The sequence below is a fragment of the Paracoccus sp. SMMA_5_TC genome (assembly GCF_009696685.2).
GTDB lineage: Bacteria > Pseudomonadota > Alphaproteobacteria > Rhodobacterales > Rhodobacteraceae > Paracoccus.
On the sequence record NZ_CP102355.1, the window covers coordinates 500,588 to 514,665 of the forward strand.

17 protein-coding genes are annotated in these 14,078 nt (G+C 68.3%); 6 read left to right on the forward strand and 11 right to left on the reverse strand.

Annotation, left to right across the window (positions count from 1 at the left end):
• The first annotated feature begins 22 nt into the window (after window positions 1–22).
• Genes ruvC through GB880_RS02530 form a run of 5 tightly spaced genes read left to right on the forward strand, consistent with a single transcriptional unit; the run spans window position 23 to window position 3,558 of the window.
• Window positions 23–517 (forward strand): crossover junction endodeoxyribonuclease RuvC, encoded by a 495-nt coding sequence (gene ruvC, locus GB880_RS02510; RefSeq protein ID WP_154493120.1) that lies wholly within the window; start codon window positions 23–25, stop codon window positions 515–517.
• A complete protein-coding gene (ruvA, locus tag GB880_RS02515; protein ID WP_263467260.1) occupies window positions 514–1,188 on the forward strand; it encodes a Holliday junction branch migration protein RuvA in 675 nt (224 codons plus the stop codon). Before ruvC ends, ruvA begins: the two co-directional genes overlap by 4 nt.
• Before the next feature lie 3 nt (window positions 1,189–1,191).
• The gene (gene htpX, locus GB880_RS02520) at window positions 1,192–2,133 is read left to right on the forward strand and encodes a zinc metalloprotease HtpX (RefSeq protein ID WP_263467261.1); all 942 of its coding nucleotides are present in this window, start codon (window positions 1,192–1,194) and stop codon (window positions 2,131–2,133) included.
• Window positions 2,130–3,155 carry a Holliday junction branch migration DNA helicase RuvB gene (gene ruvB, locus GB880_RS02525; protein ID WP_154491979.1) on the forward strand — a complete coding sequence of 342 codons (1,026 nt, stop codon included), beginning with the start codon at window positions 2,130–2,132 and terminating at the stop codon, window positions 3,153–3,155. Before htpX ends, ruvB begins: the two co-directional genes overlap by 4 nt.
• Window positions 3,148–3,558 carry a PaaI family thioesterase gene (locus GB880_RS02530; RefSeq protein WP_154491982.1) on the forward strand — a complete coding sequence of 137 codons (411 nt, stop codon included), beginning with the start codon at window positions 3,148–3,150 and terminating at the stop codon, window positions 3,556–3,558. Before ruvB ends, GB880_RS02530 begins: the two co-directional genes overlap by 8 nt.
• Here GB880_RS02530 and GB880_RS02535 read toward each other — a convergent pair whose 3' ends face one another.
• A complete protein-coding gene (locus GB880_RS02535) occupies window positions 3,559–3,891 on the reverse strand; it encodes a chorismate mutase (RefSeq protein ID WP_154491985.1) in 333 nt (110 codons plus the stop codon).
• A 63-nt stretch (window positions 3,892–3,954) separates the two neighbouring features.
• Between GB880_RS02535 and GB880_RS02540 the strand changes: the two genes are divergently transcribed.
• The gene (locus GB880_RS02540) at window positions 3,955–4,149 is read left to right on the forward strand and encodes a hypothetical protein (protein ID WP_154491988.1); all 195 of its coding nucleotides are present in this window, start codon (window positions 3,955–3,957) and stop codon (window positions 4,147–4,149) included.
• 129 nt (window positions 4,150–4,278) lie between these two features.
• Here GB880_RS02540 and ftsH read toward each other — a convergent pair whose 3' ends face one another.
• The 10 genes from ftsH to GB880_RS02590 form a co-directional block, all read right to left on the reverse strand.
• Entirely contained in the window at window positions 4,279–6,171 is a 1,893-nt protein-coding gene (gene ftsH / locus GB880_RS02545) for an ATP-dependent zinc metalloprotease FtsH (RefSeq protein ID WP_154491991.1), read from the reverse strand.
• Window positions 6,172–6,231: 60 nt separating this feature from the next.
• Window positions 6,232–7,473, reverse strand: coding sequence for a tRNA lysidine(34) synthetase TilS (gene tilS, locus GB880_RS02550; protein ID WP_154491994.1), 1,242 nt, complete (start codon window positions 7,471–7,473; stop codon window positions 6,232–6,234).
• Window positions 7,463–8,395, reverse strand: a complete 933-nt coding sequence (locus tag GB880_RS02555; protein WP_154491997.1) for a tetratricopeptide repeat protein — start codon at window positions 8,393–8,395, stop codon at window positions 7,463–7,465. Before GB880_RS02555 ends, tilS begins: the two co-directional genes overlap by 11 nt.
• Window positions 8,395–8,904 carry a peptidoglycan-associated lipoprotein Pal gene (gene pal / locus GB880_RS02560; RefSeq protein WP_154492000.1) on the reverse strand — a complete coding sequence of 170 codons (510 nt, stop codon included), beginning with the start codon at window positions 8,902–8,904 and terminating at the stop codon, window positions 8,395–8,397. Before pal ends, GB880_RS02555 begins: the two co-directional genes overlap by 1 nt.
• A 22-nt stretch (window positions 8,905–8,926) precedes the next feature.
• Window positions 8,927–10,237: a Tol-Pal system beta propeller repeat protein TolB gene (tolB, locus tag GB880_RS02565; RefSeq protein WP_442793779.1), complete on the reverse strand. Its 1,311-nt coding sequence runs from the start codon at window positions 10,235–10,237 to the stop codon at window positions 8,927–8,929.
• Window positions 10,238–10,312: 75 nt separating this feature from the next.
• Window positions 10,313–11,815 carry a protein TolA gene (locus tag GB880_RS02570; RefSeq protein ID WP_263467262.1) on the reverse strand — a complete coding sequence of 501 codons (1,503 nt, stop codon included), beginning with the start codon at window positions 11,813–11,815 and terminating at the stop codon, window positions 10,313–10,315.
• A gap of 3 nt (window positions 11,816–11,818) precedes the next feature.
• Window positions 11,819–12,292, reverse strand: a complete 474-nt coding sequence (locus GB880_RS02575; RefSeq protein WP_154493948.1) for an ExbD/TolR family protein — start codon at window positions 12,290–12,292, stop codon at window positions 11,819–11,821.
• A complete protein-coding gene (gene tolQ, locus GB880_RS02580; protein WP_154493949.1) occupies window positions 12,293–12,988 on the reverse strand; it encodes a protein TolQ in 696 nt (231 codons plus the stop codon).
• A gap of 90 nt (window positions 12,989–13,078) precedes the next feature.
• Entirely contained in the window at window positions 13,079–13,471 is a 393-nt protein-coding gene (ybgC, locus tag GB880_RS02585) for a tol-pal system-associated acyl-CoA thioesterase (RefSeq protein ID WP_154493950.1), read from the reverse strand.
• A gap of 11 nt (window positions 13,472–13,482) precedes the next feature.
• Window positions 13,483–14,070, reverse strand: a complete 588-nt coding sequence (locus GB880_RS02590) for a hypothetical protein (protein ID WP_154493951.1) — start codon at window positions 14,068–14,070, stop codon at window positions 13,483–13,485.
• Window positions 14,071–14,078: the final 8 nt, after the last annotated feature.

Genomic DNA, 14,078 nt, shown 5'->3' on the forward strand with positions numbered 1-14,078 from the left:
GGAAAATCTGTTCGGGACGGGCATGAAGATCATCGGCATAGACCCCGGATTGCGCAACATGGGATGGGGCGTGATCGCCGTGGACGGGCCACGGATGCGGCACCTTGGCAATGGTATCGTCCATTCCGAGGGGGACGATCTGGGGGCCAGGCTGTCGGCGCTGTATCGCGGGCTGTGCGCGGTCATCGCCCGGCACCGTCCCGACAGCGCCGCCGTCGAGCAGACCTTTGTCAACAAGGACGCTGTCGGCACGCTGAAGCTGGGTCAGGCGCGCGGGATCGCGCTGCTCGCCCCGGCCGAGGCCGGGCTGAGCATTGGCGAATACGCCCCCAATGCGGTGAAAAAGACCGTGGTCGGCGTCGGCCATGCCGGCAAGGAACAGATCCAGCATATGGTCGGCTTTCTGCTGCCCGGGGTGGAATTTGCCGGCCCCGATGCCGCCGATGCCCTGGCGGTGGCCATCTGTCACGCCCATCACCTGCAGGGCCGCAGCTTGCGCATCAAGGTGCGGGCATGATCGGTCGCATCGCCGGAACCATCCTGCACCGGGCTCAGGACCATGTGCTGATCGACGTGCGCGGCGTCGGCTATATCGTGCATGTCAGCGAACGCACCGCCGCGGCGCTGCCCCCGGCGGGCCAGGCGGTGGCGCTTTATACCGAATTGCTGGTGCGCGAGGATCTGTTGCAACTGTTCGGCTTTCCGACGCTGGTGGAAAAGGAATGGCACCGGCTGCTGATCTCGGTCCAGGGGGTGGGGGCCCGGGTCTCGCTGGCGATCCTGGGCACGCTGGGCCCGGACGGTCTGGGCCGGGCGCTGGCACTGGGCGACTGGTCGGCGCTGCGCCGCGCGCCCGGCGTCGGGCCCAAGCTGGCGCAGCGCGTGGTGATGGAACTGAAGGACAAGGCGCCCGCGATCATGTCGCTGGGCGGCGGGCTCAGCGTCGATCCCGGCCCGCTGACCGATGACCAGGATGCACCCGCGCCGGCCGCGCGGCCCGCAACGCCCGCCGCACCGGCCGCCGCAACGGCGCAGGCCACGGCCGAAGCCCTCTCGGCGCTGGGAAATCTGGGCTATGCTCCGTCCGAGGCCGCCGCCGCGGTGGCCGAGGCCGCCGGCCGGGAACCCCAGGCCACGACGGCGACGTTGATCCGCGCAGCCCTGCGGCTGCTGGCGCCGAAGGAGTGAGCAATGAACGGAAACATGCGCACCTTTGTGTTGATGGCGGCCCTGACCGCGCTGGTCATGGCCATGGGTTGGCTGCTGGGCGGCCAGGGCGGCGCAGTCATCGCGCTGGTCATGGCGGGGGCGGGCAACCTGTTTGCGTGGTGGAACAGCGACAAGATGGTGCTGCGCCAGCAGGGCGCGCATCTGGTCACCCGCCAGCAGGCCCCCGAACTGGTCGATATGGTGGCGGAACTGGCGCAGCGCGCCCAGTTGCCCATGCCCAAGGTCTATGTGCTGGAAACCGACCAACCGAACGCCTTCGCCACCGGCCGCAACCCGGAAAACGCCGCCGTCGCCGTGACCCAGGGCATCATGCGGGTGCTGGACCGCGACGAGCTGGCCGGGGTGATCGCCCATGAGCTTGCCCATATCAAGAACCGCGACACCCTGACGATGACCGTCACCGCCACCATGGCCGGGGCCATCGCCATGCTGGGGAACATGATGATGTTCTCGTCGATGCTGGGCGGGCGCGAGGACAATCGCGGCGGCGGGCTGGGGGCGCTGCTGGCGATGATCTTTGCCCCGATGGCGGCGGGACTGGTGCAGATGGCGATCTCGCGCACCCGCGAATACGAAGCCGATCGCGAAGGCGCACAGATCTGCGGCCAGCCGCTGGCCCTGGCCGCTGCCCTGGCCAAGATCGCCCGCGCCGCCGGCCGGGTCGTCAATATCCCGGCCGAACGCAACCCGGCCTCGGCCGCAATGTTCATCATCAACCCGTTGCATGCGATGCGGATGGACCGGCTGTTCGCCACCCACCCCCCGACCGAGGAACGCATCGCTCGGCTGCAGGCCATGGCCGGCGGCGGCACGGGCGGGCGCGGCCCCGGCGCGGCCTATGCGCCCTCGCGCATCCCCGCCGCGGGCGGGCGCGAGCCTTCGGGGCCTTGGGGGGGTGCATGATCCAGCCCGATCCGCTGCTGCGCCCGCAGGCGCTGGACACCGACGCCGAGGATCGTGCCCTGCGACCGCAGCGGCTTGAGGATTTTGTGGGCCAGGCCGAAGCCCGCGCCAACCTGCGCGTGTTCGTCGAAAGCGCCCGGCTGCGCGGCAAGGCCATGGATCACACACTGTTTCACGGCCCCCCCGGGCTGGGCAAGACCACGCTGGCACAGATCATGGCCCGCGAGCTGGGGGTGAATTTCAAGATGACCTCGGGGCCGGTGCTGGCGCGCGCCGGCGATCTGGCGGCGATCCTGACCAATCTGGAAGCCCGCGACGTGCTGTTCATCGACGAGATCCACCGCATGAACCCCGCGGTCGAGGAAATCCTGTATCCGGCGATGGAGGATTTCGAGCTGGACCTGGTGATCGGCGAAGGCCCGGCCGCGCGCACGGTCCGCATCGAATTGCAGCCCTTTACCCTGGTCGGGGCAACGACGCGGCTGGGGTTGCTGACCACACCGCTGCGCGATCGCTTTGGCATCCCCACCCGGCTTGAATTCTATACCATCGACGAACTGGACCTGATCGTGTCGCGCGGGGCGCGGCTGATGGGCATTGCCGCCGAACCGGCCGGCACCCGCGAAATCGCCCGCCGCGCCCGCGGCACGCCGCGCATCGCCGGACGGCTGTTGCGCCGCGTGGTCGATTTTGCCCTGGTCGAGGGCGACGGCCGGTTGACCCGCGACATCGCCGACAGCGCCCTGACCCGGCTGGGTGTGGATCACCTGGGGCTGGATACCGCCGACCGCCGTTATCTGGGCCTGATCGCAGAACATTACGGCGGCGGGCCGGTCGGGGTCGAAACCCTGGCCGCCGCCCTGTCCGAAAGCCGCGACGCGATCGAGGAGGTGATCGAGCCCTATCTGATGCAGCAGGGCCTGGTCAGCCGCACCCCGCGCGGGCGCATGCTGGCGCGGCTGGGCTGGCGCCACCTGGGGCTTGATGCCCCCCGAACCCAGGAAAGCCTGTTCGATGGATGAACTCGACCGTCGTATCCGCACCAGTTTCGACCGTCAGACGATGATGCAGACGCTCGGCGCATGCCTGGATGCCATCGCCCCCGGCAGGGTCAGCATCCGCGCGCCCATCCTGCCCCTGGCCCGCCAGCAGCACGGCGCCGGTCACGCCGGTCTGGCCTTCAGCATCGGCGACAGCGCCGCGGGCTATGCGGCACTGACGCTGCTGCCGCCCGAGGCCGAGGTGATGACGGTCGAGATGAAGATCAACCTGATGGCCCCGGCCGTGGGTGACAGCCTGCTGGCCGAAGGGCGGGTGATCCGCGCCGGCCGTCGCATCACCGTTGTTGCTGCCGATGTTTGGGCGCTGACGGCGCAAGGCCGCAAGCACATCGCCCTGTTGCAGGGAACGATGATCCCGGTGTGATCAAGTTCGATCGCCGCCCTGTTCACGCGCCGCCGCCAGAAAGCGGTCCTCTTGCGCGATGAAATGCTCCATCATCAGGCGCCACAATCGTTCGGCAAGATCCGGGTCCAGACCGGCCAGCAGGGCCTGACGCCGCGCGTGGGCGGCAACCTCTTCGACCCTGGCTTCGATGCGTGCGGGCAAGCCTTCGCGCAGCTTGATCCGCGCCGCCTCGTCGATCAGCGCCGATCGTTCCGCCAGCAGGCGGACAAGCCGCGCGTCAAGCGCATCGATGCGCGCGCGCAGGTCGTGCATGGCGGATTGCGGGGGCAAGGGAAGATCGTCCTGACTCATGCTGCAGGCTTGCCCCGGTCCGAGCCGCAAGGCAAGCGTCCCCATCGGCAAGATGTGGCCGATATGTCGCATACTCTCGGCGATTTTCCGCCGATAGGGGAACAAACTGGCACGAATCCCGGTTTCAGGTTCAACTGCAACAGGGCCGCAGGCCTGCTTCGTTCAGAAGGATACGACATGAAAGCAGCCAGTCTTGTCATCAATCTGGGATTCGGCCTGGGCCTGGCCTTGGGGGCGGTGGCCCTGCTGCTGCTGTAGCCGGTCCGGGTCGCCATCGGGCCCTGCCGCCCTCCGGCATGGCCGGGCATCGGCAGAGTTGTCATCAAGACATGCCCCCCGCAAGCGACTGCGAGGGGCATGTTTGAGATCGGGTGGCGGACCACCGGGTCAGGTCTGCGGCGCCACCTCGGGATTCGGTTTTGCAGCCCCCGCACGGGGGATCGCGCTGACCGAGGGGATCGAGGAACTGGGTGTGTCATCATTGCCGCCCAAGGGCTCGCCGCGGATCACCCGACCGATATCCTCGCCGGTAAGGGTCTCATATTCCAGCAACCCCTTGGCCAGGCGCTCGAACTCCTCATGTTTCTCGGTCAGGATGCGATAGGCGGTCTGATAGCCCTCCTCAATCAGGTCGTGGACTTCCTTCTCGATCAGCTCCTTGGTGGCAGCGGACACCGAAAAGCCCCCGGTATTGCCCTGATAGCCCTCATGCGCCTCGGAATAGTCGATATTGCCGACCTTGTCTGACATGCCCCAGCGCATCACCATGGCCCGCGCCAGCTGGCTGGCCTGCTGGATATCGCCCGCCGGACCGTTCGACACGCCCTCTTCGCCGTATTTGATGATCTCGGCGGCCTTGCCGGCCATGGTCATCGCCAGGCGCTGCTTGGCCTCGTCCTTGTGAAAGTTGAGGCGGTCCATCTCCGGCAGGCTGACCACCATGCCCAAGGCGCCGCCGCGCGGAATGATCGTCGCCTTGTAGACCGGGTCGCATTTCGGCAGGCTGAGGCCCACAATGGCATGGCCGGCCTCGTGATAGGCGGTCTTTTCCTTCTGCTCGGGGGTCAGGACCATGCTGCGGCGTTCCACGCCCAGCATCACCTTGTCCTTGGCATTCTCGAAATCTTCCATGGTGACGAAGCGTCGGCCGATGCGTGCCGCCATCAGCGCCGCCTCGTTGACCAGATTCATCAGATCGGCGCCGGAAAATCCGGGCGTGCCACGGGCGATGATGCGCAGATCGACGTCGGGCCCCACCGGCACCTTGCGCGAATGCACCGCCAGGATCTTCTCGCGGCCCTTGATGTCCGGGTTGCCGACATAGATCTGGCGGTCGAAGCGGCCGGGACGCAGCAGCGCCGGGTCAAGCACATCCTTGCGGTTGGTGGCGGCGATGATGATAACGCCTTCATTGGCGTCGAAGCCGTCCATTTCGACCAGCAGCTGGTTCAGCGTCTGTTCGCGTTCGTCATTGCCGCCGCCGATGCCGACGCCGCGGGCGCGGCCAACTGCGTCGATTTCGTCGATGAACACGATACAGGGCGCCGATTTCTTGGCCTGTTCGAACATGTCGCGCACGCGGCTGGCGCCGACGCCCACGAACATCTCGACGAAATCCGAACCCGAGATGGTAAAGAACGGCACGCCGGCCTCGCCCGCGATGGCGCGCGCCAGCAGCGTCTTGCCGGTGCCAGGCGGGCCGACCAGCAGCGCGCCTTTCGGGATCTTGCCGCCCAGGCGGCTGAATTTCTGCGGATTGCGCAGGAATTCGACGATCTCTTCCAGCTCTTCCTTGGCCTCGTCGATGCCGGCCACATCGTCGAAGGTGACGCGGCCATGCTTTTCGGTCAGCAGCTTGGCGCGGCTCTTGCCAAAGCCCATGGCCCCGCCCTTGCCGCCACCCTGCATGCGGTTCATGAAGAATATCCACACCCCGATCAGCAGGATGAACGGCAGCCACACCCCCAGCAGCGACATGAAGCCCGATTGCTGCTGGCGTTCGACACGGACGTCGACGCCCTTGTCGATCAGCCGGTCGGCGATGTCCTCGCCCTGCGGCCGAACCGTGGCATATTGCTTGCCGTCCTTGCCGGTGATGGCGATGTTCTCGCCGTCGATGGTGACGGCGCTGACCTCGTCCTTGTCGACCCGCTGAATGAAATCGGAATAGCTGATCTGGCGGCTGTTCATCTGGGCCGAGCCGTCGCTGAACAGATTGAACAGCGCCAGGATCATCAGAAACAGCACCACCCAGAAGGCGATATTGCGCGCATTGCCCAAGGGCAGGTCCTCCGCGGGAAGAAAGGCTTTGGCCTGAAAATAGGCATTCCCGCGTCAGGTTCAATGCGTTTGAAGCAAGGCGTGGTAATCCGCAAGGCTGCGCAGCGGCTGCAGCCCCCATTGCGATGCTGGCGCAAGGGCGGGCGCTGCAAGCAGACGGTCGCCGCGCCATACCCCCGGACTGGCGGCTGCCTCGTCCCGGGCAAGACCGCTGGCGCGCCAGTCCAGATCGGCCAATGGCCCATGGCCCAGCGCCCGCACCTGCTGGTCCGGGCGCAGGCCATCCACCCGCCAGCGCCCGTCCCAGATCCCGTCCATGCCAAGCAGCGGAGGTGCCCGCAGCGCGGCGGCGGGCTCGCGCATCATCGACAGGTGGCGCGCATCGGCCTGCACGATCACCCCGGCCAGCGTCTGCCGCGTGGGCCCTGCGTCGAGATGCCGCAACAGGTCCAGCAGCGGCTGTCGGCGCGGGCCATAGGGCGCGCCGGTGACGAAGCGCAGACCTGCCACCAACAGCCTGCGACGGATTTCGCGGGGGGCGGCGCGGAAATCGGTCAGCGGCAGCAGCAGCGACCCGGCGCGCACCTGCGCGCGCTGCGAAGCCAGCAACGCGAAATGCGCCAAGGCTTCGCGCGCCATCTCCAGATTGGCTGCCGACTGCGCCATTTGGGCCGCTGACAGCCCGCAATCCGCAAGCGTCTGGCGCATCCGAACCCGCTCGAAATCGCGATTCTGGTTGCTGGGATCTTCGATCCAGTCAATCCCCTGGCCCCGCAGCCATTCGCGCAGGGCTTCCCGCCCCAATCCGAGCAGGGGGCGCAACCACAGCATGCCGCAGGCATGTCGTTGCGCCGCCATCGCCGCCAGCCCGTCCACACCGGCACCGCGTTGCAGCCGCATCAGCAGGGTTTCGGCCAGATCGTCCCGGGTATGGCCCAGCAGCACCGCATCCAGCCGATGTTCGCGCGCCCAGTCTGCCAGCAAGCGCAAGCGCGCCTCGCGGGCCGCCGCCATCAGATTGCCGCCCGGCCCGGGCTGCCAGCGCAAGACCGAATGTGCAACCCCAAGCCGCGCCGCAGCCTGCCCTGCCCAGGTCGCTTCAGCCGCGGATTCCGGGCGCAGCCCGTGATCCACGGTCGCCGCCCGCAAGCCGACGGCACCCCAGCGATGGGCCAGATGCAGCAGTGCCATGGAATCCCCGCCCCCCGACAGCGCAATGCCCACTGCGCCTGTCGCCGGGCCCATCAGCGCCCGCATTGCCGCGCGAAACTCCTGCTCGACAGGTTGCGGGCTAGCCGCCATCCGCCAGATCCGCTGCCGCCTCGGGATCCGTCATGGCTTCGGGCATGATTGCGGCCGGAGCCTCGTCCAATGCGCATTGGCTGGCGTCAAGGCGCCGTTCGGCCTCTTCGGCCTGAGGGGAGTAGGGAAAGCGGGCCAGGATTTCCTGAAGATAATAGCATCCCTCGGCCGGGCCGCCACGCGCAGCCATGGCGCGCGCCAGACCCAGCAGCGCATCCGGGGCATGGGTGCCGTCGGGATCGGCGGCAAAGCTGTCCAGCCAGGCCAGCCCCGCCCCCTGCAGATCACCCGCCGAATCCAGCGCCGCACCGCGCAGGAACATTGCCTGCGCCGTCAGCGCACCACCGGCATGGGTCTGGGCAACGGCCTGGAAGAGTTCGGCAGCGCGGCGAAAGTCACCTTGACCGAGCACCTCCCGGGCCCGGTCGAAATCGGCCTGTTCCGCGGCAGTCGCGACCCCGGCCACGGGGGATTGGGATTTCTGCAAAGCACCCTGCCGGTCGGGCGCAGGTGCCGGGGCGCCGCCACCCTGCTCGCCCAGGGGCGGGGTGGTCAGGCTGCCCAGATCGCAGCCCTCCTCCATCTCGCACAGGCGGAACTCGATGTCGCCGATGCGCGTGGTGCCATCCTTCACGATCCTGTCGATGCGGTTCTGCAACTGTTCGGTCTGCCCGGTCAGGGCGGCCAAGCGCGCCTCCATCGCATTCATGCGGTCGATGGCACTGTCGCCCCCGGCCGCGGCAAAACCGGCCGGCCCCGAGGCCACCAATTCGCCGCGCAGCGCCTGCAGATCGGCCGAAAGCCGCGCCAGTTCCCCGCGAATGTCTGCCAGGGTCTGCGCCTTGTCCTGCGCCAGCGCCGGCAGCGCCGGCAGCGCCAGGACTGCCGACAGCAGCAGGCCGCGAAACGCCGCCCGCGCCATCACATCCCCGCCCCGGGGCTGACCACCGTCACCGCGCGGCGGTTCTTGGTAAAGCATTCCTCGGTCGAACAGATCGCCAGCGGCCGCTCCTTGCCATAGCTGACGGTGCGCAGCCGCCCGGGCTGGACGCCTTGCGAAATCAGATATTCCTGCACCGAATTGGCGCGTCGCGCGCCCAGCGCCAGGTTGTATTCACGCGTGCCCTGTTCGTCGGCATGACCTTCGATCAGCGCGCTGAAGCCGGCATTCTGCCGCAGCCAACCCGCCTGATTGGCCAGGATCAGCCGCGCCTCGGGGGTCAGGGTCGATTGATCCAGCGGGAACAGCACCGTATCGCCGATACTGGTGCGGAAATATTCGGCACTGCCGGGCAGGACAGAACTGCCCACGCCCGCCGGTCCGCCGGCGCCGGCATAGGGATCCTGGATCTGCACATTCTGCGCCGGCCGGGCGCAGGCCGCCAGCACCAGCAAGGCCGCAATGGCGGAAAGTTTGACGATTGGTTTCATGATCCTGTCCATCTCGTGCGCCTTAGGGCAGCAGCGGACCCCAATCGGGGTCCGAAGCCGCGCCGCTGATCTCGACCGGGCGCATGTTGCGCCCGGTGATATCCACCGAATGAAGCCGCGGCTGGCCGTTGCCGCCGGGGGTCACGCGCGTGAACATCACAACGCGCCCATTGGGGGCCCAGGTCGGGCCTTCGTCAAGGAACGATTCCGTCAGCATTTTTTCTTCGGACCCGTCGGTGCGCATCACCCCGATGTGGAACTTGCCCCCCACCTGCCGGGTAAAGGCGATCATGTCGCCCCGCGGAGACCAGACCGGCGTGCCATAGCGCCCCTCGCCAAAGCTGATGCGGCGCGGCTCGCCGCCATTGGCGCCCATGATGTAAAGCTGGGGCGACCCCGAACGGTCGCTTTCGAACACGATCTGGCTGCCATCGGGGCTGAAGCTGGGCGAGGTCTCGATCGAGGGGGCATTGGTCAGCGCCCGCTGCGCACCCGAAGCGGCGTCCATCTGATAGATGTCGGTATTGCCGTTCTGTTCCAGCGAATAGACGATCCAGCGCCCGTCCGGAGAAAAGCGCGGCGAAAAGCTCATCGTGCCCTGCTGACCCGATCCCAGCGGCCGGCTGGCCAGGGTATTGACATCCATCAGCATCGCCTGGGGAAAGCCGGTGGCATAGCTGGTGTAAAGCAGCTTGGAACCATCCGGCGAAAAACGCGGCTTCAGCACCAGCGCCGAATCGTCGGTCAGCCATTTCACATTGGCGCCGTCATAATCCATGATGCCGATGCGCTTGCGCCGCGCGTCCTTGGGCCCGCTTTCCTGCACGAAGGCCACGCGGCTGTCGAAATAGGGGCCTTCGCCGGTCAGCCGGGCATAGACCTGATCGGCCGCCTTGTGCGCCGCGCGCCGCCAGTTGCCGGTGCCGGCATCGAACTGCATGCCGTCGCCCAGCGGCTGGCCGGCAAAGACGTCGAACAGGCGGAACTTGACGATGACCTTGCCGCCCTCGACCCGGACGGCGCCGGTAATCAACGCCTGGGCATTGATCGCCTTCCAGTCCTCGTAGCTGACGGGAGTGTCGAAGCTGTCGGGACGCGCGATATGGGCGCTGGCAGGTATTTCGCGGAACAGGCCGGTGCCGGTCAGGTCGGCCGCAATCAGCTGCTGCACCTTTGCCAGATACTCGCCGGCGCCGCCTTCGTCGTGAAAGGCGGCGATGGCAAAAGGCATCGGCTCGATCACGCCATTGGTGATCTCGATCCGCAGCGGACCGTCCTGCGCCGCCACCGGCGCCACAAGCCCCAGCCCAGCAAGGGCCATGACCGAGGTCAGAAGAAGTCTACGCAACATGAATCGCCCTCGTAAGGTCTGGTTGCAGGATAATGTCTGAAATGCGCGGATGCCATGTCACTTCACCCGCGCGGTGCCGCTGGCGTTGAAGTCGATGATCACGTCCTTCCAGCGGTTGTATTTCTCGACCGGCAGCCGATAGCCGCCGCGCTCGCACATCAGGATCGCGCGGCGCGCGGCCTCATAAGCCTGTTTCGCCGCCGCCTCCGAGCCGCCGTCATGGCCGATCATGCGCAGCGAGCCCTTTTCCACAGTGCCGTCGCGCGCCATCGAGAAGCGCACCGAGACCGTGGTGCGGCTGGCCTCGGTCGACAGCGAGCCGCGGTTCCAGCATTGCTCGACCGCCACCCGGAAGCCGTCCTTTTCGCCCTGCGACAGCGGCGGCCCGTCAACGGCGCCCCCGCCCCCGCCGCTGGCGCCGGCACCCTGCTCGGCCTGATCGGCCTGGGCCTTGGCCAGGGCGGCCTTGCGCTCGGCCTCGGCGCGACGCTCGGCCTCGGCACGTTCCCGGGCCTCGGCGGCCTTTTTCTCGGCGGCGGCCTTTTCGGCTGCGGCTTTCTCCGCTGCCGCCTTTTCGGCTGCGGCTTTCGCGGCAGCAGCCTTTTCGGCGGCGGCCTTTTCGGCGGCTGCTTTTTCTGCGGCAGCCTTTTCCGCCGCCGCCTTCTCGGCCTCGGCGCGACGCTCGGCCTCGGCACGGCGCTCGGCGGCAGCCTTCTGTTGCGCGGCCTGTTCGCGGGCTGCCTGTTCGGCGGCGGCCTTCTGCTCTGACTCGCGCCGGGCGCGGGCGGCGGCGGCATCGGCGGCGCGCGCCGCTTCTGCCTCGGCCTGGCGACGGGCGGCCTCGCGGCGTTCTTCCTGGGCGCGGGCCTCGGCCTGGCGGCGGGCGGCGGCGTCCTGGGCCTGGCGGGCAGCGGTCTCTGCGGCTGCAGCCTCGGCCTGCTCGCGCGCCAGCAGTTCCTGACGCTGACGCGCGGCCTCGGCCGCGGCGCGGCGGGCCTGCACCGCCTCGGCCAGGCCATCCGGGCGCCCGACCGGCCGGCTGGAGGCCAGCGGCGCCAGTGCCGAACGCTGCGCGATCGGGGCCGGGCTGCGCGCCGGGTCAGGCCGGTCGCCGGGCTGCGGCAGCGCGGCGACATCGACCGATTCTGCCGGTGCAGCCGGTTGCTGCGTGCGGCTGAGCACCGCGACCGGACGGTCGGCCCTGGCAAGATCGGACAGGTCGGGGCGGCTTTCCGGCCGCGCCGCGGGCACGGCAAGTTCCGCCGCATCGCCCGCGGTGGCGGGGGCGCCGACCCCTTGCGGCGCGCCGGCGCGATCCTCGACCGCGGGCGGGCGCGGCTGGGCGGGCGTGCTGGCGGCTTCGTCGGCCAGAGGACCATGTCCCGCAGCGGCGGCGGCCAGCGACTGGAACTCGGCCTCGGACATGGTGGCGACCTCGGCCATGCGCACCGCTTCCAGCGGCTGGGGCCGGAACAGCGCCCCGCCGACCAGCGCCGCCCCGATCAGGCCGGCATGGGCGACACCCGACACCCAGTATCCGATGCGATCGGCGCGATCCATGGTCTAGCCACCCGATGCCGCGTCCATGCGCGGTCCGCCGGCATCGGTCACCAGCACGATATTGTTGAAGCCGGCCGCGTTCAGCGCCCCCATCACCTGCATGATCCGCGCATAGGGGATGGAACCATCGGCGCGCAGATAGATCTTGTCGCTTTGTCGTTCGGCCGCCACCGCGCGCAGGCGGGGGATCAGCTGATCCTCGGGCACCTCGGTGGTCATGACCAGGATCGGGCCTTCGGGGGTGACGGAAACGGCCAGCGGCTCTTCGGGTTCGGCCGGCACCGATTGCGCCGCCGTCTTGGGCAGTTCCAGCGGCACCCCCACCGTCAGCAGCGGCGCCGCCACCATGAAGATGATCAGCAGCACCAGCATCACATCCACGAAGGGGGTGACGTTGATTTCGGCCATCGGCTGGCTGCGCGCCCGCCCTCGGCCCCGGCCGCGGCCCGCACCGCACCTGATCACACCCGCGCCCATCTATTCGTCATCCAGCTGACGCGACAGGATGGTCGAGAATTCGTCGGCAAAGGCTTCGTAATTCCCGGTGATCCGGTCGGCATCGGCGCTGAGCTTGTTGTAGAAGATCACCGCCGGAATCGCCGCCAGCAGCCCCAGCGCGGTGGCGACCAGCGCCTCGGCGATGCCGGGGGCGACCACCGCCAGCGAGGTGTTCTGCGAGATGGCGATTTCCTCGAAGGCGGTCTTGATGCCCCAGACGGTGCCGAACAGGCCGATGAAGGGCGCGGTCGATCCCACCGTGGCCAGAAACGGCAGCCCCCCCGTCAGGCGGTCGTTTTCACGGTTGATGGCCACGTTCATCGCCCGGTCGATACGGGCCGTGACACCGGCGATCAGGTTGCCGTCATCGCGGTGGCTGCGGCGCCATTCGCTCATCCCGGCGGCAAAGATGCGTTCGGCCGGGCCCGAGGGCGCATCGCCGATACGGTCGTAAAGATCGTCCAGCGGCTGGCCCGACCAGAAGGCGCGGTCGAAGCGGTCAGCCTCGCGCCGCGCGGCAGTATAGACCAGGAACTTGCGGATGATGATGGCCCATGCCCAGAACGAGGCCAGCACAAGGATCACCATCACGATCTGCACCGTGATCGAGGCGCGAGCAAACAGGGCAATCAGCGAGAAATCGACCGGCTGACCGGCGGCGGCAAGTTGTTCCATGAATTCTGGCCTGTCCTTTGGGCCGCTGGGGCGCGGCTTCTGCCAGCGGGCACTAGCAGATGCGGCGGTCGGGACAAAGACCCGGCGCCGTCAATTATCCGTCAGCAGGGCCGCAGACACCCCTGCGGGGATGCGCGCGGGTCGCCCCCCGGCGCCGACGCAGGCCACGGTGACGCGCGCCGAAAACAGCAGATCGTCCCCGCGCAGAACCTGCTGATCCAGCACCAGCCGCGCTGCCGTGTGCTGATGCAGCACCGACCGCACCGTCAGCGCGTCGTCGAAACGGGCGGGCGACAGATAGTCGGCCTCGACCCGGCGCACGGCAAAGACCAGGCCGTCGCGTTGCATGGCCAGCTGGTCGACACCGCATTCGCGCAACCATTCCGAACGGGCACGTTCGATGAACTTCAGATAGTTGGCATAATAGACGATGCCGGCCAGGTCGGTGTCCTCGTAATAGACGCGCAGGGAAAAGCGGTGCATCCTTGCCCCCTTCATGCTGGCAGGCGTGCCGCCAGGCGCAGCGCATGCGACGGATCGCGCGCTACGGCCGGCAGGATCGGGTCATAGGCGGCGCGGATGATCTGCGCCAGCCGCAGCGATGGCGTCACGTCGCGGGCAAAGGTCAGCATGGCGCGCACCGCCAGCGTCTCGGCCAGCTGGCCCGGATGCGCCCCGGCCAGCGCGCCCCCCATGTTGACCAGGGTGATGCAGGCCCGGATCGCGCCGTCGGCGTCAAAGCGGAACAGCCGGTATTGATCGGCCGAACCCGCCGCCAGCCGCCGGGCCAGGCCCGGTTGCCCGGTCAGCCGGTCGAAGTCGGGCAGGCCCGACAATTCGTCCCAGTCGCGCACGAAAAAGCTCAGCATGTTGGCGCCCATTTCCGGGTCGGTCTCGGTCAGCGGATGGCCGGCATGGGCCAGCACCGCCCCGGTCGCCTGCCGGAACACCGCCAGGCTTTCGTCGGCCAGGCCGAAGATCACCGGCGCCACTGGCCGGCCCCAGCGCGCGCACAGATACCGGCCGTCGCGGGTGAACAGCGCCGCGATGTCGTCGGGATCGGTCTGCGGCACTGCGGGCATCGGCATCC

What these genes read in the sequence shown, in the direction of transcription:
- ruvC (WP_154493120.1), top strand. Translation starts at nt 23, where the DNA reads ATGAAGATCATCGGCATAGACCCCGGATTGCGCAACATGGGATGGGGC.
- ruvA (WP_263467260.1), top strand. Translation starts at nt 514, where the DNA reads ATGATCGGTCGCATCGCCGGAACCATCCTGCACCGGGCTCAGGACCAT.
- htpX (WP_263467261.1), top strand. Translation starts at nt 1,192, where the DNA reads ATGAACGGAAACATGCGCACCTTTGTGTTGATGGCGGCCCTGACCGCG.
- ruvB (WP_154491979.1), top strand. Translation starts at nt 2,130, where the DNA reads ATGATCCAGCCCGATCCGCTGCTGCGCCCGCAGGCGCTGGACACCGAC.
- GB880_RS02530 (WP_154491982.1), top strand. Translation starts at nt 3,148, where the DNA reads ATGGATGAACTCGACCGTCGTATCCGCACCAGTTTCGACCGTCAGACG.
- GB880_RS02535 (WP_154491985.1), bottom strand. Translation starts at nt 3,891, where the DNA reads ATGAGTCAGGACGATCTTCCCTTGCCCCCGCAATCCGCCATGCACGAC.
- GB880_RS02540 (WP_154491988.1), top strand. Translation starts at nt 3,955, where the DNA reads ATGTCGCATACTCTCGGCGATTTTCCGCCGATAGGGGAACAAACTGGC.
- tilS (WP_154491994.1), bottom strand. Translation starts at nt 7,473, where the DNA reads ATGGCGGCTAGCCCGCAACCTGTCGAGCAGGAGTTTCGCGCGGCAATG.
- GB880_RS02555 (WP_154491997.1), bottom strand. Translation starts at nt 8,395, where the DNA reads ATGGCGCGGGCGGCGTTTCGCGGCCTGCTGCTGTCGGCAGTCCTGGCG.
- pal (WP_154492000.1), bottom strand. Translation starts at nt 8,904, where the DNA reads ATGAAACCAATCGTCAAACTTTCCGCCATTGCGGCCTTGCTGGTGCTG.
- GB880_RS02570 (WP_263467262.1), bottom strand. Translation starts at nt 11,815, where the DNA reads ATGGATCGCGCCGATCGCATCGGATACTGGGTGTCGGGTGTCGCCCAT.
- GB880_RS02575 (WP_154493948.1), bottom strand. Translation starts at nt 12,292, where the DNA reads ATGGGCGCGGGTGTGATCAGGTGCGGTGCGGGCCGCGGCCGGGGCCGA.
- tolQ (WP_154493949.1), bottom strand. Translation starts at nt 12,988, where the DNA reads ATGGAACAACTTGCCGCCGCCGGTCAGCCGGTCGATTTCTCGCTGATT.
- ybgC (WP_154493950.1), bottom strand. Translation starts at nt 13,471, where the DNA reads ATGCACCGCTTTTCCCTGCGCGTCTATTACGAGGACACCGACCTGGCC.
- GB880_RS02590 (WP_154493951.1), bottom strand. Translation starts at nt 14,070, where the DNA reads ATGCCCGCAGTGCCGCAGACCGATCCCGACGACATCGCGGCGCTGTTC.